This is a genomic window from Nitrobacter hamburgensis X14, assembly GCF_000013885.1.
GTDB classification, from domain to species: Bacteria; Pseudomonadota; Alphaproteobacteria; order Rhizobiales; family Xanthobacteraceae; genus Nitrobacter; species Nitrobacter hamburgensis.
Map to the genome: position 1 here is coordinate 151,598 of NC_007960.1, position 17,762 is coordinate 169,359.

General features: G+C 64.6%; 17 protein-coding genes and 2 pseudogenes. 12 read left to right on the plus strand and 7 right to left on the minus strand.

Features of this window, described 5'->3' with window-relative positions:
• The first annotated feature begins 166 nt into the window (after positions 1–166).
• The gene (locus NHAM_RS22970; RefSeq protein WP_011505061.1) at positions 167–850 is read left to right on the plus strand and encodes a hypothetical protein; all 684 of its coding nucleotides are present in this window, start codon (positions 167–169) and stop codon (positions 848–850) included.
• 261 nt (positions 851–1,111) lie between these two features.
• Here the strand turns inward: NHAM_RS22970 and NHAM_RS22975 are convergent, their stop codons facing one another.
• Positions 1,112–2,248 (minus strand): RHE_PE00001 family protein, encoded by a 1,137-nt coding sequence (locus NHAM_RS22975; protein WP_049769485.1) that lies wholly within the window; start codon positions 2,246–2,248, stop codon positions 1,112–1,114.
• A 78-nt stretch (positions 2,249–2,326) separates the two neighbouring features.
• On the opposite strand from NHAM_RS22975, the gene NHAM_RS22980 reads away from it, so the two are divergent.
• From NHAM_RS22980 to NHAM_RS24325, 3 genes are all read left to right on the plus strand, one after another.
• Positions 2,327–4,009, plus strand: coding sequence for a Mu transposase C-terminal domain-containing protein (locus NHAM_RS22980; RefSeq protein WP_011505059.1), 1,683 nt, complete (start codon positions 2,327–2,329; stop codon positions 4,007–4,009).
• Positions 4,010–4,012: 3 nt separating this feature from the next.
• On the plus strand, positions 4,013–4,903 hold the full coding sequence (locus NHAM_RS22985; protein ID WP_011505058.1) for a TniB family NTP-binding protein: 891 nt from the start codon (positions 4,013–4,015) through the stop codon (positions 4,901–4,903).
• 74 nt (positions 4,904–4,977) lie between these two features.
• Entirely contained in the window at positions 4,978–5,820 is an 843-nt protein-coding gene (locus NHAM_RS24325; protein ID WP_245270137.1) for a TniQ family protein, read from the plus strand.
• Here the strand turns inward: NHAM_RS24325 and scpB are convergent.
• Both scpB and NHAM_RS23000 read right to left on the minus strand, forming a co-directional pair.
• Entirely contained in the window at positions 5,781–6,491 is a 711-nt protein-coding gene (gene scpB, locus NHAM_RS22995) for an SMC-Scp complex subunit ScpB (RefSeq protein WP_011505056.1), read from the minus strand. The genes NHAM_RS24325 and scpB overlap by 40 nt on opposite strands.
• A gap of 62 nt (positions 6,492–6,553) precedes the next feature.
• The gene (locus NHAM_RS23000; protein ID WP_041359672.1) at positions 6,554–7,471 is read right to left on the minus strand and encodes a DUF1403 family protein; all 918 of its coding nucleotides are present in this window, start codon (positions 7,469–7,471) and stop codon (positions 6,554–6,556) included.
• A 122-nt stretch (positions 7,472–7,593) separates the two neighbouring features.
• Between NHAM_RS23000 and NHAM_RS23005 the strand changes: the two genes are divergently transcribed.
• Positions 7,594–8,703, plus strand: coding sequence for a tyrosine-type recombinase/integrase (locus NHAM_RS23005; protein ID WP_011505054.1), 1,110 nt, complete (start codon positions 7,594–7,596; stop codon positions 8,701–8,703).
• Positions 8,704–9,141: 438 nt separating this feature from the next.
• On the opposite strand, the gene NHAM_RS23010 is transcribed toward NHAM_RS23005, so the two are convergent.
• Entirely contained in the window at positions 9,142–9,588 is a 447-nt protein-coding gene (locus NHAM_RS23010; RefSeq protein ID WP_011505053.1) for a hypothetical protein, read from the minus strand.
• Positions 9,575–9,850, minus strand: a complete 276-nt coding sequence (locus NHAM_RS23015; protein ID WP_011505052.1) for a type II toxin-antitoxin system Phd/YefM family antitoxin — start codon at positions 9,848–9,850, stop codon at positions 9,575–9,577. Before NHAM_RS23015 ends, NHAM_RS23010 begins: the two co-directional genes overlap by 14 nt.
• Before the next feature lie 114 nt (positions 9,851–9,964).
• Here NHAM_RS23015 and NHAM_RS23020 point away from each other — a divergent pair, with 114 nt between their 5' ends.
• The 7 genes and pseudogenes from NHAM_RS23020 to NHAM_RS23045 all read left to right on the plus strand — a co-directional run bounded on the left by NHAM_RS23020 (position 9,965) and on the right by NHAM_RS23045 (position 16,730).
• Positions 9,965–10,240: a type II toxin-antitoxin system Phd/YefM family antitoxin gene (locus NHAM_RS23020; RefSeq protein WP_011505051.1), complete on the plus strand. Its 276-nt coding sequence runs from the start codon at positions 9,965–9,967 to the stop codon at positions 10,238–10,240.
• A 143-nt stretch (positions 10,241–10,383) separates the two neighbouring features.
• Positions 10,384–10,618 (plus strand): annotated as a pseudogene (locus tag NHAM_RS25955) (hypothetical protein); the annotation flags it as partial.
• A gap of 13 nt (positions 10,619–10,631) precedes the next feature.
• A pseudogene (locus NHAM_RS23025) lies at positions 10,632–11,800 on the plus strand (site-specific integrase).
• 293 nt (positions 11,801–12,093) lie between these two features.
• Complete coding sequence (repA, locus tag NHAM_RS23030; protein WP_011505049.1) at positions 12,094–13,299, plus strand: plasmid partitioning protein RepA; 1,206 nt, start codon at positions 12,094–12,096, stop codon at positions 13,297–13,299.
• A gap of 2 nt (positions 13,300–13,301) precedes the next feature.
• Positions 13,302–14,321: a plasmid partitioning protein RepB gene (gene repB / locus NHAM_RS23035; protein WP_011505048.1), complete on the plus strand. Its 1,020-nt coding sequence runs from the start codon at positions 13,302–13,304 to the stop codon at positions 14,319–14,321.
• A gap of 225 nt (positions 14,322–14,546) precedes the next feature.
• A complete protein-coding gene (gene repC / locus NHAM_RS23040; protein ID WP_011505047.1) occupies positions 14,547–15,779 on the plus strand; it encodes a plasmid replication protein RepC in 1,233 nt (410 codons plus the stop codon).
• A gap of 618 nt (positions 15,780–16,397) precedes the next feature.
• Positions 16,398–16,730, plus strand: a complete 333-nt coding sequence (locus NHAM_RS23045) for a single-stranded DNA-binding protein (protein WP_011505046.1) — start codon at positions 16,398–16,400, stop codon at positions 16,728–16,730.
• 88 nt (positions 16,731–16,818) lie between these two features.
• On the opposite strand, the gene NHAM_RS23050 is transcribed toward NHAM_RS23045, so the two are convergent.
• Together NHAM_RS23050 and NHAM_RS23055 are read right to left on the minus strand one after the other, a co-directional pair.
• Entirely contained in the window at positions 16,819–17,190 is a 372-nt protein-coding gene (locus NHAM_RS23050) for a transcriptional regulator (protein ID WP_011505045.1), read from the minus strand.
• Between the two features lie 109 nt (positions 17,191–17,299).
• Positions 17,300–17,611 carry a helix-turn-helix domain-containing protein gene (locus tag NHAM_RS23055; protein WP_011505044.1) on the minus strand — a complete coding sequence of 104 codons (312 nt, stop codon included), beginning with the start codon at positions 17,609–17,611 and terminating at the stop codon, positions 17,300–17,302.
• Positions 17,612–17,762 lie beyond the last annotated feature (151 nt).

A 17,762-nucleotide genomic window follows, 5' to 3' on the forward strand; every position in this document is an offset into this window, starting at 1 on the left:
GCGTCAGAATCTGGCTCATCGAGATCGCATCCCGACGCAGCGGAATCCAGCGTGTCCGGCATAGTCGGTTTTAGTATGCACCGACGTGCCGCAAACTGTTTGTGGAATCGCAAGACGGTCTGCTGACAGGATACCCGTCCGGCGTGTAGTGTTTGATGGGGGCGACATGGCAACGGACGAAGAAAAAGAGCACGTCTTCCAGGCGATCGAGCAGGCCGTTGACACCATCGTTTCGGAGGTCGTGGAGGGGCATTATGAGGCGCTCACTCAGGAGCCGCAGCTCACCTCGAAGATCGCGGGTGCGATCGAGCACACGATCAAAATGATGGATGTCGGAGACCTGAACGTCCAAGTAGAGGTGCGGGACTTCCCGGCTCAAGGCCGCGGAGCGCTCGAAGGGAAGGTGGGTGCCGATGTGTATATTTCGGTGGCTGTTATCCCGGAAGATCGGAAGGACGTAAGCAAGGGGATGCTCGCCCAGGCCAAGTGGGACCACTCTGCAAAGGACCCAAAGCTGCCGGAGCAGATCGGCAAGATGACGGAGCGCTCCAAGTCCTCATCGTACGTGTGGGTTTACGGTCCGAACGGCGTTACCTGCTATCCTGCCGGCGACTATCTCAATCCGCACCCGAAAGGAAGCGGCGGCCAGTCGGTAGGCTCATTAATTGCCAATGGCTTGCGATGCGAAGAGGGCGACCGGAGCATTGGTCGAGACCTCACTAAGCCGCTGATCACGTCCCTGAATGAGATCATGGAGGAGCTTGGTGTTCAGACGGCGGTTTCCTTCACAATCCGAGAGGGCAGCCGTAGGCGCCGCTTCTATCGAAGAAGGCGTGGGAAGCGGGCATAATAAAATGGGCACCACCGTTGAAGCGCGGGGTAATTCGCTTTTTGCTACTCGCAGAGACCCGGCATGGGGCCCCAAACTAGGTGGGGTACTTTGCCATAAAAATTTCGAAGACGGTGGAGGGTGCGAGATGGCAGCCAGCGCTTACCTATTGCTTACCCGAGTGTTTTGCCGTCAAAGCGATATTTCTAAAAACCCCTAGAAATACTGGCGCACCCGACACGATTCGAACGTGTGACCTTTGCCTTCGGAGGGACGAGTTCTTCAAAGGATTCCCCAGGCCCGATATCGCCCTCTCCCGGTGGCCTCGCGCAAACCAAGCTCGGCCACAAGGTCCTGCGCGGCGCGCGGCGTGATCTTCAGCTCCGCCGCGATCATGCCGGCCGAGACGATCGGCCGGGTGAGCACATACTCTAGGAGCGCGGGCAACCGGGAGGTTGAGCGACGGCCATCAAGCTTGCGGGTCAGGAGAGTGCGGGCCATCAGCCAGCGGTCGTGCTCTTTGAGCCCGGCCGCGGCGGCGGCCGCGATCGCCTCGAGCCCGACGGCAAGGCGCCCGGCGCTGTCGCGCGGTCGTCGCCGCTCGCGCGGAATGGCTTTGAGTCCGTCATGGAGGCAGGCCAGGTGCGAGCGCGTCTTGCCGCGCTGGCGCAGCACGCTAGCTGCGAGCAGACGTCCGATCCAAGGGGTGTGCTGCAGCGGCTCGATCGCGCTCCAGGCGTCGGCGGCGATCGCCGCCGCCAGCGTCGGCGGCAGCGTGCGGGTCTGGTCGATGACGGCGCGCCAGGCATCGAGGCGTTCCTCTTCGTCCCAGTCGAGGTCGTAGACCAGCGGGTGCCGCTCGGGCGGACGTCTGGCCTGCGTCGCGATGTCGCCCGCAAGCGTTCGGTCGGCCTGCGCGATCGCGGCGTCGACGGCTGCGAAGACGTCGGCCAGTTGGTCGTCGGGTGGCGTCAGGCGAAGCGGTTCAGCTGTCTCCGCCGCGCCATCCCCGTCCATGTCGAGCGCGTCGTCCCCTTCCTCTTCCCCGTCGCCACTCCCGTCTTCCCGGTCGCACTGCCCTCCCCTGCCGAGCAGTCCCGCCAAGCCGGCGGCCGACAGCGCCCAATCCGGCTTCGCCTCGGCGATGCGCCGTCGCGTGCGCAGCACGGCGTGGGCGCGGGTGAGCTCAAAGGTCGGGGCGCGGACGTCCATGCCGGCGTCGTGGAGCACGAAATCGTCGAGGTGGACCAGCGCGCCCTCCAGCCACAGGCAGGCCGCGGCGTCGGTAAAATGAGTGCGGGCGATCCATCCTTCTCGGATCGGGCTCTTGGCGAGGCGCTCGTCGAGGCGCGCCAAAGAATCCTCGGCGGCGGCGAGCGGTGTCGCTTTCCCTTGCCGATTGCAACTGTGGATCGTCATGTCCTTGCCGAGGTTTAGCCTGATTTCGGGGCTCGGATTTGTCCTTGCGATTTCGACCTGTCGCGTGAGGGATTTCACATGGCGGCATCGGGTTCTGGCTGCGGCTCCCGCAGCGTGGCGATTGCGCGAGATGATGCCTGGGCGCAAGCGAAGCGCCAAGTGCGCGAACTCGATCGGATCCTTGATGGGCAAGGTCCGCGGCAGGTGTCGATCGCGCGGGCGGCGGCTGAGCTCGGACTCACGACCCGGCATATCTACAATCTGCTCAAGCGCTATGCGCCGGATCGGCGGATCACAGTGTTGCTGCCGCGGCGGGACAGGCCGCGAGCCACGCGGCTGACGGCACCCGTCGAGGCGGTCATCGCAGAGGTTCTGCGCGAGCAGTGGCTGGTCAAGGAGGGGCCGGAATTGCGTCCCTGCGTCGGCGAGATCCGGGCGCGGTGCTGTGAGGCCGGCGAGCGCCCGCCCTCTTATCGCGCGGTTCAGCGGCGCATTCCGATGCTGTTCGAAGATCTCGCGATCGCCAAGGGCCGCTCCGCCAACCCCAGCCATGCGCGGCGATTGAAGGCGCGACCCGGCTATATTTCGGCGAGGGGTCTGCTCGATGTTGGCCAGATCGACCACACGCCGGCCGACATCCAGTTCGTCGAGGTGATCGACGGTGTCGGCGTCGTGGTCGGACGGCCCTATCTCACTGTCGTAATCGATGTCTTCTCGCGTGCCATTCTCGGGTTCTGCCTGACCCTGGAAAAGCCGAGTTCACTCTCGGTGGCGCTTTGCCTGCAACAGGCGCTGACGCCGAAGGCCCCATGGCTCGCGGCGCATGGTCTTGGCGAACACGACTGGCCGATGTCCGGCCGGCCACGCGTTCTGGTGGTCGATCGCGCCAAGGAGTTCAAGGGCCATGCTTTTGCCCGCGGCTGCGACGATTTCGGGATCACGATCCGCCCGCGGCACAAGGGGAACGTTCATCAGGGCGGCGTGATCGAGCGGCTGCTCGGCGCGCTCAATACGGTGCTGCGGACGCTGCCGGGCCAGACCGGCCGCTCGGTCACGGAGCGCGACCACTATCCCTCGGAGGCCCGCGCCCGGCTCAGCTTCGCCGATCTCGAACGCTGCGTCGCGCTCGCAGTGCTCGAGCACAACGCCAAACCGAACGAGAAGACCTTGGACATTCCCGATCAGGTCTGGCGCGCCCATGCCGCTGGCTTGCCGCCGCATCAAGACGACCCCGACCAGGTGCTGATCGCCTTTCTTCCCGGCGGCGATCGGCGGCTCACGCCTCAAGGCGTCAGCGTGAATGCGATCGACTATTATGCCCCATGGCTGGGCGAACTCGTGCCGCGGCGCGACCGGGTCGGCAAACTCGCGATGCGCACCGATCCGCGCGATCTGAGCCATATCTATCTGCGCCATCCCGACACCGGAGCCTTCCTGGCCGTTGAGCGGCGCGATGGCCGTACAGACGCAGTTACGCTGTGGGAGCATGAGCACGCTCGCGCGATCAGGCGCGCGCTCGGCGGTGGACCTGAATCCCGGATCGCGCTCCGGCGCGCGCTCCGGGCGATCGCGGATGGCGCGATGCGCCCGGCCGTCGAACCTGACACGCCAAAACCGGGCAAGCACGCGAGACGACAGGCGGCGCGGACGGCGCTTGCGCATGCCGCACCGAAACCGCATCAGGCGCTGGCCTCACAACCGGCGCGTTTTCCTGACCACCCCGTGCGTGCGCGAAATCCACTGCCGGTCGAGGACTGGTGAGCCATGGGCGAGCATTTGACCGAGAGCTTGCGACCCTGGCTTCAAAAACCCGCCTCCGAGCGCATCGCCCATCTGCAGGCCCCACGCTGGATCGGCACGCAAGCGGCGCGGGACGCAATCGACCTGCTGCAGGCAGGCCTCGATCGTGCGCCAGCATTGCGCACGCGCGGGGTGATGCTGATCGGGCCCTACGCCAACGGCAAGAGCATGATCGCCGAACGCTTCGCGATCATGGATCGCCGCCGCGCGGATGCCGCGCGAAACCCGCGACGCGTCGTGCTGGTCCAGACGCGCGAGGGCTCTGGCCTGGTCAATTTCTACGCGGGCATCCTGGCCGCGCTGGAAGCGCCGCAGATCAAGGCGCGCGACACCTCGGCAAAAGCCGATCAGCTCGACCGTCTGCTTCGACAGTTGAAGCCCCGCGTGATGATCTTTGACGAATTCCACAATTGCCTGAGGGGCCGCCGCCGCGACATCGAGGCGATTTTCGCGGTGCTGCGGCGGTTCGGGCGGGACTATGATCTCTCGCCAGCGCTGGTCGGCGAGTTGTCGATCTTTGACCACGTCATGCTGACGGCCGAGATGGCGAGCCGGTTCCAGCTCGCGCCGGTGCCGCGCTGGAGTTATGACGAGGCCTATCTCTCGCTGCTCGACAGTCTCGAGGCGGCGCTGCCGCTGGCGCAGGCCTCCGGGCTTTCCGACGCGCCGACCGCAAAGCTGATCTTCGAGCTCTCGGATGGTCTGATCGGCGAGACCGTGGCGATCGTCACGACGGCGGCGATCGCCGCGGTGCGATCCGGGGCCGAGCGTATCAGTCGCGAATGCCTGCGTGATCTCGGCTACATCCCGCTGTCGCGACGGCGCCAGTCATTGGCCCGCGAGGTGCTGGCATGAGACCGGCTGCCGTCGAGATCGAGATCACGCTGCAGCCGCGCTATCGGTCACCGTCATCGCGACGTTGGCCCGTGATGGTCGCGCCGCGCCCCGACGAATGGCTGCCGGGCTGGCTGATCCGGTTTGGCGCGGCCAACGGCGTCCCGGCGCACGCACTTGGAGCGCTGCTGGGGCTGGAAAGCGGCAACTGGGCGCGGAACATCGAATGCGGGATGTCGCCGGCGATCGCCTGCGACCTCGAGACGGCAAGCGGGCTGTCGGCCGCCATGTTGCCGACGCTTGTCCTTCCGAGGACAGACCACATCCTGATGCTCGCGCCGCGCGTGAACGTCTCATCGTCAGCCGTGGGCCGGCGCCAGGCGACGTGGCTGCAGCTTTGCCCGCGATGCCTCGAAGAGGACGAGGCGCCCTATCTTCGCAGCCACTGGCGGCTCGCGACCAGGCTGATCTGCCAACATCATGGCCGGCAGCTGATCGACCGTTGCCCAGCCTGCCGCCAGGGTTTTGCGGTCTGCGAAGCAGCCTCGCTGAGCCCGTTCATCACCTGCACGACCTGCGGCCAGGATCTGCGCGCGGCGGCTGGCCCTCAGCTGGGCACGTCGACCTTGCGCATCGCGCTGGCGCTCGAGCGCGCCAGCCGGATCGCAGGCTTCCACCATCGGTCCAAAATCCTGGCGCTGCCGCTGGAGCTCGATCCGCCCCTCTCCCGGCCGTTGACGCAGCTTTCAGGGATGGTGCGAGCCCGCTGCTTGAGCTTTGCCAGGCCGCGCATTTTGGCGCTGGCCAAGACGCCTTCGCCACTGCCGCCCGTTTCGCCGCGAACGACTATGCATGACCTGCTGACAGCCTATGCGGCGGTCGCGATCCGGCCCCATGCTCAGTCGGCGGGCAAGCGATCGGGCGCGCCGAAAACCTGATCGCGCGAGTCGTCATCCGAGTCGTCGCCGTCGGCGAGAGCGTCGTCGAGCGGATCGACCAGCGCGATGTCTTGTGCGAGATCGAGCAGCCCGGCCTCCTGCATCGCCTCGATCTCGGGCAGGTCGCGCAGGCTGGCTAGTCCGAACACCGACAGGAATGTCGGCGTGGTGACATAGGAAAACGGCGCGCCGGGCTCGGCCATGCGCGGCCCGGCGCCGATCAGATCGAGGCGTTTGAGCTTGGCGATGATGTCGCGGCTGATCGCCTTGCCGAGCAGCCGCGAGATGCTCGACCGGGTCACCGGCTGCAGATAGGCGATCGCGCTGATCACCAGGCTTTCGGTTTTGGACAGATCGGGCGGGCCGGTCTCGCGTCCGCCAAGCACAGCGCGGATGGCCTCGGTGAACCGCGCCTTCGAGCGGTGCTGGAACCCGCCGGCGACAAAGACAAGCTCATAGGGGCGCGGCTTCAGTTCGTCGCGAATGTCGGCGATGAGCTCGTCGAGCACGCAAGCCCGCCCGATGAGGCGGGCCAGCGTCTCGCGCGGCACCGGGGTCGGCGAGGCAAAGATCGCCGCCTCGACCCGGCCCATCCATTCGCGCCAGCGCAGCTCCGCTGGCAGATCGGCCAATTCGGCATCGAACCCATCAGCGGTCGCTCGCTTGGCCATGGCTCAGCCGGCCCCGTCACACGATCGGCCCGAGCGGTGCGGTTTTGAGGCGCCGGGCATGGTCACAGCCCGTACAGCCGAAACGTCGGCCGGTCGGTCAGACGTTTCAAAACCCCCTGGGAGGCAAGCGTTTCGCAAAAGCGCCGCGCCGCCCGGTCGGATCCCAGGCCGGCCCGGCCGACCATCCGCCAGGGCGCAATCGCATCGTCGGCCAGCACCAGCGCCAGGCCTCGACCCTGATCGCGCGTGCGCAGGCGCCTGGCCGCCACGGCCAGCGCCGCGGCGCGCCGGGCCAGCGTCACGGCCTCGGCGTGACATGCGCTCACGGCAAAAAGCAGCACTTGGTCGCAGACCGCCGACCAGTCCGGCCGGTCGGCGCGCGGCCGGCGGCCCTCCGGGCCAGGCCGCAGCGCCGGCTCGAGCACGATGCCGGCATGGAGCAGCAGCGGCGTTGTCCAGCCGAGTTTTTGGGCGAGCGCCAGATCGGCTTCGAGCAAGGACACCAGTTCGGCGGCGACGGGCGCGCCGCGCAGTTCGGCCTCGAGCATTGGCAAAACCTCGCCGGCGTGTCGGGTCGGCCGCGACGCGAACTGACGCAGCAGCCGGTGCAGGCGACCGGCGGGCCCCGGATCGTCGCCGGAACGGGTCAAATGTTCGGCGTCGCGCAAGGCGGCCGCGTCGGCCTTGAGGCGCAGCAGCCGGGCGGCGACGCTGGTCGCCTTGAGCGCCAGGCGGGCGCGCAGGACGCCGAGCCAGGGCGCCTGGGTGCGGACGATCTGGTCGAGCGACAACAGCGCCGCGCCGGCCGCGAAGGCCGCGTCGCGGGCGCCACCGCCGGCGCTTGGACCGGCGCCATACCCCACCCAGCGCGGAAGCGGCTGTGGAATCAGAGTGCTGGCGACGACGTCTCGATCGTCGCCGGGGTTTGCCACGCGCGTCCGGCGCCGCCGATCGGGGGGTGGAATCACTGCCGCGTCCATCGTCGCAGCCTAGCCACAACGGCGCTAATGGCGCAAGATCGACTGTTTTCCGCCGCTGCCGTCAGAGCCAATCCATATCCGATAAGCTTGCCTTATCGGACACGATTCGATACCCTGGCAAAATGGCCGCTGCACCCGAATTCGAACCGCAAAACCAGCCCTCCAGCCCACCGGAAGACCGTGCGGCGCGCGCGCCGGCGCGGCGTGCGACGCCGCAGCTGTCGGGTTTTGATGGCAGCGGCGGCACCCCGCTGCCGAGCCCGGAACTCGAACGACTGGCCGGCTCGGCGCGCGGCTACGCCAAAGCGAAAGACAGCGCCCACACCACCCGCGCCTATGCCTCGGACTGGAGACAATTCGAACGCTGGTGTCGGCGCCAGGGTTTTGAGGCCCGCCATCCCGACCCGCGCGTGGTCGGGCTGTTCATCGCCGCCTCGGCCGCCGGCACGGGCATCGCAAAGGCCGCCGTTTCGACGATCGAACGCCGCCTGGCGGCGGTCACCACGACCTATCGCAGCGCTGGAACGCCCCTCCCCCGCCAGGATCGCCATATCGTCGACGTCATGGCCGGCATCCGTCGCAGCCACGGCCGGCCGCCGTGCCAGAAGGAGGCGCTGTTCGCCGAGGACATTTTGGCGATGATCGCGATGCTGGAGCAGAATCTGCGCGGCTGGCGGGATCGCGCCATCCTGCTGATCGGATTTGCCGGCGGCCTCCGCCGGTCCGAGATCACCGGGCTCGATTGCGGTCCGAAGCAGAGCGATGACAGCCGCGGCTGGATTGAAATCCTCGATGGCGGCGTCGTCCTCACCATTGATGGCAAGACCGGCTGGCGCACCGTCGAGATCGCCCGTGGCTCGTCGGACCGCAGCTGCCCGGTCCAGGCGCTCGAGACCTGGCTGAAGCTCGGCCGCATCGTCGACGGTCCGGTGTTCCGGCCGGTAACGCTGGCGAATGGCGGCATGCAATCCGGGCGTCTCAGCGATCGCCACGTGGCGCGCCTGGTCCAGAAGCTGGCCCTGGCCGCCGGCGTTCGCGGCGATTTGCCGGAGGGCGAACGGGCGCTCGCCTTCGCCGGCCATTCACTGCGCGCCGGCCTCGCCTCCTCCGCCGCGGTCGACGAAGCCCATATCCAGCGCCAACTCGGCCACGCCTCGGCCGAGATGACAAGGCGTTACCAGCGGCGGCGTGATCGGTTCCGCGTCAATCTGACGAAAGCCGCTGGCCTGTGAGCGGACAGCGCAACGGGATCAAGGGTTCGGAGCGCCCGGACCTGAAACCGAAAGGGGACTGCAGGGCTTCCCCGCCCCCTTAAGTCATTCAAGTTGAAATCAGGAAGGAGAAGCGACAAGCGGGGCGGCGATGGCGGTCCAGGGCAGCGGGTCGGGGAGTTGGTAAGCGGATGGCAAGACTTTGATAACCTTAACGTGAATCCGTGAAACGGAAGCTAACACCACTTTGTATTCCGTTATAGCGATGCGTGTTTTCGCATCCGTATCACTATCGATAATTACCCCTTATCGATAGGGTGGGACGTCACAACGCAAATCAGCGAGTCTGACGGCCCGCAAGCCCGGCAAATCGCACCGCCAGCGCTTCGCTTGACGAGAGGACCGCCGCTGCCAGTCCCCTGCCCTCTTCCGGACGCTTTTCGCCGCCGGCGGCGGCCGTCACTCGCTGCGCGGCACGCTCCGGTGCGGCGCGCTGATCGCAACCTCACCGCGGGCGATCGCCACGAACCGCCGCTTCACCTCGCCGAACAGACCCGGTGTCAGCGCGCCGTAGTAGCCGCTGTCGGTCTCGATGTTGCGCAGATCAGGGCCCGGCCAGACAAAGCGATTGCTTTCCGTCAGCACGATCCAGGAGCGCTCATGGTCGAGCCGCAGGCGGTTCTTGACCGCGGCCGGAATTTCGATCGCGTCGGCCGGATTGGCCGGCGGCGTATGGGTGATCGGCAGCACGCGCACCACCGGCGCGCCGTCTTCCGTTGTCATGACAATCGCCAGCACCAGGCACGGGCGGTCCTTGTCGCCCTCCTCGCGGCCTTCGCGGTGCTGCCAATCCCACAGATAGGAATAGCGAAAGATCCAGCCGAGCTTGATCTCAGTCGGCAGCATGTTTGGCGTCGGGTGCGCTGCTGAGATGGCCGGGATCAGGCGTCATCTCGGCAGCCTCGACCGCGGCGATCTCCGCCTCGCTCAGATCAATCGTGCGCTGGACGCGTCGGTCCCGCTTCGACAGCCGAACGAAATCCTCGTAGGCCATCAGCACCGTGCGGGGCCGGCCGTTCTTGGTGATGACCACCGGCTCGCGCACGGCGGCATCCTGGTAGGCGCCGAAGTTCTTCGAGACCTCGGCGGCGGTGACGGTCGAACTCATGGTTCAAATCTCCTTCGTTCCGTAATATATGGAAATCCCGGTAATCCCGCAAGTGGTCCTCGGCGCTTGGAGAATGGGCCAGGAGGCAGTCGGTATTCATAGGAAGATGCCCCCATGACGGACAATGGACGCTCAGAGCCCTCTTCGAACATCTGGACCTTGGCAGATGCGGAGGTGCGGTTTTCAGAGATCATCGACCGGGCGCAGACCCGCCCGCAGGTCATTACCCGACGCGGCCACCCGTGCGCGGTGCTCGTCTCAGCCGAGGAATGGGCGCGCAGAACAGCCCGCAAAGGCACGCTGGCAGATTTCCTGCTGGCTTCGCCTTTGCGGCAGGACCCGATGGATATCGAACGAGTCCGTGATCGACCGCGTGACATCGAACTGTGAACGGCCTGCTCACAACTGAAAGCACACTCCGATGACCGCCGCTGCCCGCCTCCCCGATGCCGCCTCCTTCGAAACAGTCCTCGCTGCGCTCGATCCAGCCTCGGCAGATAGCGACCTGGTCCCGGCCCTCACCGCGGCGTTTCCGGCCGTTGCAGCCGCCGACGGAGCGGCTGCTCATGACGCCGGATGCTCCGGTCCATCTGCTGATCGACCGGATCGAGGCGGTGGATCGCGAGGTCGGCCTGCCCTTCGGCTGGTTCTTCCATGATGACCCGCGGTCACTGGGTCGACCCTGATGTTGGCCTGTCGATCGCGCAAGGCCTGAAGGCGCGGCGCGTCGTACTGCTGCGCTGGGCAGATCGAAGCTACGGCTTCTGACGGAGTGCCACCCATGGACGACATCACCTCCCGCGCGCTGGTTTCCGATCCCGAAACCCGGCGGGCATTGCAGCTCGACGCGCTGTCCGCGATCCTGCCGATGGAGCGGCGCGACCGGCTCGCCGAACTCCTGACCGACGATGACGTCGCAACGCTGAAGCATCTTGCCCGGGAGGGCATGGGCGAAAACACCCTGCGGGCGCTGGCCTCCGATCTGGCCTACCTTGAGGGTTGGGCGAAAGCCGCGACCGGCGCGCCGCTGCCGTGGCCGGCGCCGGAAAGCCTGGCGCTGAAATACGTGGCGCATCACCTCTGGGATCCGGCCGAGCGCGAAACCGACCCGCAACACGGGATGCCAGCCGAGGTCGCAGCGGACATGCGGTCGGCCTTGCTGCTCCGGACCGATGGTCCGCATGCGCCATCGACTGTGAAGCGCCGGCTCGCGAACTGGGGCACACTGCATCGCTGGAAGGGGCAGGAGGGTCCGTTCCATTCGCCCAGTCTTCGCACGGCGCTGAGGCTCGCGGTCCGCGCCAGCAGCAGGCCCCGGCAGCGCAAGAGCATGCGGGCTGTCACCCGCGACGTGCTCGACCGGCTGCTCGCCACCTGCCGCTCCGATCGGCTCGCCGACACCCGCGATCTGGCGATCCTGCTCCTGGCGTTCGCCTCCGGCGGGCGCCGGCGCAGCGAAGTGGCGCGGCTGCGCGTCGAGCAGCTGAGCGATGAGCCGGATGTGGCGCTCAATCCCATGGATCCGAAATCGCCCAGAGTGCCGTGCGTGACGATCCAGCTCGGCCGGACAAAAACCGCCGTCGCGGACGAGGCGGGCAGGGTGCTTCTGGTCGGGCCGCCGGTCGAAGCGCTGCGCGAATGGCTTGAGCGCGCCGACATCGGCAAGGGTCCGATCTTCCGCGCCATCGATCGCTGGGAGGCGATCGAGGAGCGGGCGCTGACGCCGCAGTCGATCAATCTCATCGTTAAGCGGCGCTGCGTGATGGCGGGTCTTGAGCCGCGGGAGTTTTCGGCGCACGGGCTGAGGTCGGGATATTTGACTGAGGCTGCTCGTCAGGGCGTGGCGCTGCCGGAGGCGATGCAGCAATCGCAGCACCGGTCGGTCCAACAGGCGGCTACTACAATGACGCCGAGCGTGTTCGTGGGCGCGCCGTCCGCCTGGGGGTCTAGCCTGGGGCTCCTCGTTAAGTTGTCCATGTACAACTCCGGCGAGGACTGTTCAGTGGGCCGCGGGCCGCGGGGGAGGGGCGAATCACTTAGTCGGTGCTAAGTTGTCAGCGTACAACTACGCCACATCGGGGCTGATTCGGGCGTGCAGTACCGAAATATACCACATGCGAGCGCGGCACCGTTAACCTCTCGTTAACTCAATAATCCTTGCGGCATCGAGAGAATCGGGCATTACTCTCCATCAGCGCATTTTGAGGCAAACTGCTCAAAATTCCGCAGATGCAGAGATTAGGATGCCAACGTCAGCGAAGCCACTCGACGAGAACGTGCGTGACCTCCGCTCCCTGATCAATGCGGACGCAGCGGAGCTTTCGGCGCGACTCCGCGCCCAGCAGCTTCGCGATTTCCCGCCGGCGGCTGAGAAGACGATTCGTCGGTTTTCGTCGGCGGAAGCAGCGCGCTTCATCGGCATAGCTGAAGGCTATCTTCGGCAATTGGTGTCCGAAGGAAAGGGCCCTTCAGCACCAGCGAACAGCCGTCGGAGTTATTCGATCGAAGACATCGATGCGTTACGCCGCGACCTCGACAGCGCTGGCAAAGGTGCTCGTCGCTACGTTCCGCACCGGCGCGACACCGAGGCGCTCCAGGTCATTTCGGTCATGAATTTCAAGGGCGGCAGCGGCAAGACCACGACCGCCGCCCACCTCGCGCAGTATCTCGCGTTTCGAGGCTACCGCGTCCTGGCCATTGACCTCGATCCGCAAGCAAGTCTGTCAACACTGTTCGGGCACCAGCCCGAACTCGATGTCGGCGACAACGAGACAATCTTCGGTGCCATCCGCTACGACAGCGAGCGCCGTCCAATGCCGGAGATCGTGCGCGCCACCTACATTCCGAATCTCCACATCGTTCCGGGTCAGCTCGAACTCATGGAATTCGAGCACGAGACACCCAAAGCTTTGATGACGCGACAGAGCAACGACTCGATGTTCTTCGCCAGAATCGGCGAAGCGCTGGCGCAGGTCAGCGACGTCTACGATGTCGTGGTGATCGATTGCCCTCCACAACTAGGCTTCCTCACCCTGTCTGCACTCTGCGCCGCGACAGCAGTTTTGATTACCGTCCATCCTCAGATGCTCGACGTGATGTCGATGTCGCAATTCCTGAACATGACCGGAAGTCTGCTTGATGTCGTCGCCGAGGCCGGAGGCGCGACCCAATACGATTGGATGCGCTATCTCGTCACCCGTTATGAGCCTAGTGACGGCCCACAAACGACCATGGTTGGTCTCATGCGTTCCATCTTCGGCTCACGCGTGCTGACCCACCCGATGGTAAAGAGCACCGCCATCGCAGATGCCGGGCTCACAAAGCAGACCCTGTACGAGGTCGAACGACAGCAGTTTACGCGCGGCACGTACGACCGCGCCATCGAAGCCTTGGATCTCGTGAACGGAGAAATCGAAAGCCTCATCAAGCAGGTCTGGAAGAGGAATTAGCCATGGCACGCAAGATCAACTTCGATCTTCCAACGACGGCGGAGCAGACACCGCACGAAGCGCCGCCCGTTTCGCCTGCCAATCGCGTTCGGCCGTTGTTGGGACTTGATCGCCCGATCAAGCAATCGAGCGCGCTTGGCGCAATATCGCAATCGCTTGGTGGCATCTCGGAGAAAGTCAAACGGGCGGAAGAGATCGAACAAAAGCTCATCGAAGGCCAGGTGATTGTTGAACTCGACCCGGCGCTCATTGACAATTCTTTCATCCCTGACCGCATGGAAGCCCCTGAGGAGCAGAACGCGGCCTTCCGCGAGCTAATTCGAGAGCACGGACAAAACGTCCCGATTCTCGTTCGGCCAAAGCCGAGCGATACAGAGCGCTACGAGGTGGCCTTCGGTCACCGCCGCCTGCGGGCCGCCCGAGATCTCGGCATCAAAGTGCGCGCGGTGGTGCGCACGCTCACTGATGAGCAATTGGTCGTCGCGCAGGGCCAGGAGAACAGCGGGCGCACCGACCTGACTTTCATTGAGCGTGCGCGCTTCGCTGCGAAACTCGAAGATCGGAAGTTTTCGCGCGAGATCATTATGGCATCGCTTAACGTCGACAAAGCCGCTCTCTCGCGGCTCATCTCGATCGCGACCCGAGTGCCAGCTGCCGTTATCGAAGCGATTGGACCGGCACCGGCCTTCGGCCGGGTGCGCTGGCAGGACCTAACGGATCTGCTGGAGCACGAAGACAATCGCACTCGTGCGATCGACATGGTCAAGGCCCCAAGCTTTTGCGCCCTGGAAACGGATAAACGCTTTGAGACACTGGCGGCCGGGCTGCGCGAGAAGACGTCGCGCGCTCGCGCTGAAACGTGGGCGGCCAAGGATGGAACGCCTGCTGCCAAGGTCTCGCGTGCCGGCAAGAAGCTTACGCTGATATTTGACGATCGCGTCGCTCCTAAGTTCGGCGACTTTGTCAGAAAGCGGCTTCAGACGCTCTACGACGAATTCAAAGCGGGCGATCCGCCAGCATAACCCAGCTTGCCTGGTCGGAATGAGCCGACCGGATCAAGACACCGCAACCAAGTCGGAGAACTATAGGCAAAAGAAAAGGCCCCCGAAACGTCACCGTCCCGGAAGCCCCTCTGTTGTGTTTGGCGACTGACAGAGAATCACTTTCGCAAATCGCAGTCAAGTGTCTCGTGAGAGACGGCGTCGTTTTGACGAGCAGATTTTCTTTGCCCTAACTGAGGCAAAGACATGCAGTCACACTCTCCAACGACGCCCTTTGGGCGGCGATCGCTGACGCTTGCCCATGTGGCAAGCCAGATGGTGGCAACGACGCGACCTCCTGAGAAGGTCGTGCACAAATGGAAGATCTTCCACGCCATCTGCACGGCGCGGCCGCGTCTTGGCGTCTCCGAGCGTTCGCTTTCAGTCCTGAACGCGCTCCTGACGTTTCACCCGGAGACCGCGCTCACTGGTGAAGACGATCTGATCGTCTTTCCGTCGAACCACCAGTTATCGCTGCGGGCGCATGGGATGCCGGCTTCGACGCTGCGGCGTCACCTTGCGGTTCTCGTCGATGCCGGGCTTGTCGTCCGGCGCGATAGTCCGAACGGCAAGCGCTATGCTCGTAAGGGTACCGCCGGCGAGATCGAGCTCGCCTTCGGCTTCGACATATCGCCACTGGTTGTGCGATCCGAAGAGTTCGAGAGCCTGGCGGCCGACATCGAGGCGGAAGCGCGGACGCTCAAACTTGTCCGCGAGCGGATCACCCTTTGCCGGCGTGACATTGCCAAGATGATCGCCACCGGCATCGAGGAAGGTGTCCCGACGCGCAGGGGAGGGCAGGGGCCGGCCGACTGGCAGGAAGTTCACGTCGCTTTCCGCTCGATCGTCGACCAGATTCCACGCACAGCGACCAGGCAAGAACTTGAGCCGGTCGCTGACGAGCTGTCACAGCTTGCGGATGACGTGCTCAATCTTCTGGAAACACATATCAAATCTACGAATCCAAGCGCCAATGAGTCCCATACTGAGCGCCACATACAGAATTCAAATACAGACTCCCTTATTGATTTTGAACCTAGCCTTCACGAAGGCAGGGCGGCGAGGACTGAGCCAAAACCTCAAGCTCCGAGAGTGGCGGAAGGGAGCTATCCGTTGGGAATGGTGCTGAACGCTTGCCCCGACATCATCGACTACGCCAAGGGCGGGATTTCGAGCTTGCGGGATTTGCTCGCCACCGCCGCGGTGGTTCGATCGATGCTGGGGATCAGTCCGAGCGCCTGGGAGGACGCGCAAACGATCTTAGGCGAAACGCCGGCCGCGATTGTCGTCGCGTGCATCCTGCAGCGCGGCGCCGCGATCAGATCCGCCGGCGGCTACCTGCGCGGGTTGACGCGGAAAGCGGAGGCCGGAGAATTCTCGCTCGGCCCGATTTTGATGTCGCAGATCAATTCGCGTCTCAACGAAAAGCGCCGGGCGTGACGCGATGACGGCCTCACCTCCAGATCCTCGCTTTGCCCTGCGTTCTCGAGCTTGGACTATGGGCGCACCTGACTGCGAACGGGTGATCGAGCGACCCGAGGGCCGCGGAAAACTGAAACTGCGCGGCCGTTCCACACTGCGTGGTCTCGCCGCCTACGAAAAAACGCTGACTGGGAATCGCCAAGCCAATCGTACCCGTCAGTGCACGTCCGAGCTTCCGAAATGTCCGCCTGCGGGAGGTGCGCAAAAACCCGCGATAACAGGGCATTGCCGTGCTTGTTTCTCGCGTCGACCAAAGAGCTGGGTCGGGCAGCGATCGCAGGTCTTTCCGTCTGGGCTGTCGCTTCCGGTTGCATGGCTGGATACCTATGGCCGTCGACGGCACGTCGGCCCCTGGATGCCAAGAATTTTCCCCTGCCGGACACCCCGCAAGCGGGGACCCCGACCGGCATTCCTCGCGCATGCGCCTCCGGCGCCAAAATTCGTGGCTCCGGCCGGGGCGCAGCGCTGCGCTTGCCCTCTGCCCGCCTCTGGCGGGCTCCGGCTCTGTTTCGTCTTCCCGGCCATTACGGAAAAGCCATCGCAACGGGGCACAGCCCCACAAGATGGAGAAAGACAATGCGCAATATCGCCGAATTCACCCTCATCGGTCGGGTCGGAACCATCAAGCAGGTAGGCAAGACCGTTCGCGTCAGCATCTGCGCCAACTACCCCTTCAAGGACGACAAAGGTCAGTGGAAGGACGACGCGCACTGGAACGAGGTCACGATCTTCACGAAGGCGATCCAGTCCTACGTCAACGAGCATCTCAGCAAGGGCGACCTGGTCCATGTGCGCGGACGGCTTCGGCAGAACAGCTTCGAACGCGATGGCCAGCGGGTCTACACCGTCGATCTTATCGCTCTGGAGCTCGGCCGGTTGGCGCAGGCCAGCCAACGCGCCGCGGCATAGCGAACAGCGGGGAGGCTTCGGCCTCCCCACCTTGCTCCTCGTCGAACGGCTGACGAGGTAGTTCCGCCGCGAGCGAGTCTTCGGACCGCTACGAAGGAAGTTTTCGCGATCGGGTCTGCCGCGCGAGCCCGCGGTCGGCCCGATTTTTCTTGCCGATCGCCGAGACCAGCTCGTCGTAGTTGACGCCGCTTTTCTTGAGCGCGCGGCGGGCATCTCCAACCTCAAAGCCGAGAAGCTCGAGTACGCTCATATTCAGGCTCGAAGCGATCCGCTCCATCGTCCTCAGCGTCGGATTCCCGATGCCGCGCAGGATCGTGTAGTAGGTGCCGCGCGCCAGCCCCGTCTTCGGCAGGAAGGCTTCCATGCCGCCGTTCTCGATCTCGAGCTGTTGCAGCCGGATCGCCAACATCTCGTTCAGGATCGAATGATCGACGGGCAGCGGTTTACGAACAGGCGGCATCGTTGACTAGCTTTCGGATCCATAGCGAGAACTATGGGGACCCTACAGCAAGCCCGAGGTCCAGTATATTGGACGTTAGAAACTTTAGCAGGCAAGTGCTTGAAACGACTCACCTTGCCGGTCGGTCTTCCCTGACCTCCGGGCGACGGTCGCCCGCCGTGTTTGCCGATCGACGAAGCAATCTCAGCGGGTCGATGCCGGCACGCTCAGCAATGAGTTCGATGTAGTCCAGGCTGGGATTGGCGGCCGTCGTCATCAGGTGGAAATAACTCGATCGCGGTATGCCCAAGTGTTCGGCAAACTTCCGTCGGCTCAAACCTGATTCCAACCGAAGGCCTTCCAACCCGGCCTGGAACGCCTGTCGCAGCGTGCTGCCTTGCGCTGTGTGAGCTGCCTTTCGGCGGCATTTCTTTTCGCCCATCGCTCATTCCTCGCACTTCCCGACGTTGATCGATGCGTCCGCCCGACGGACGAGCCTACACGTTGGACTGCTGGTTAACATTCAATATAATAGACGGATTCCAGGCAACCCTGAGAGGTGTGTTCGGACAAAGAAAAACCCGGCAGAGCCG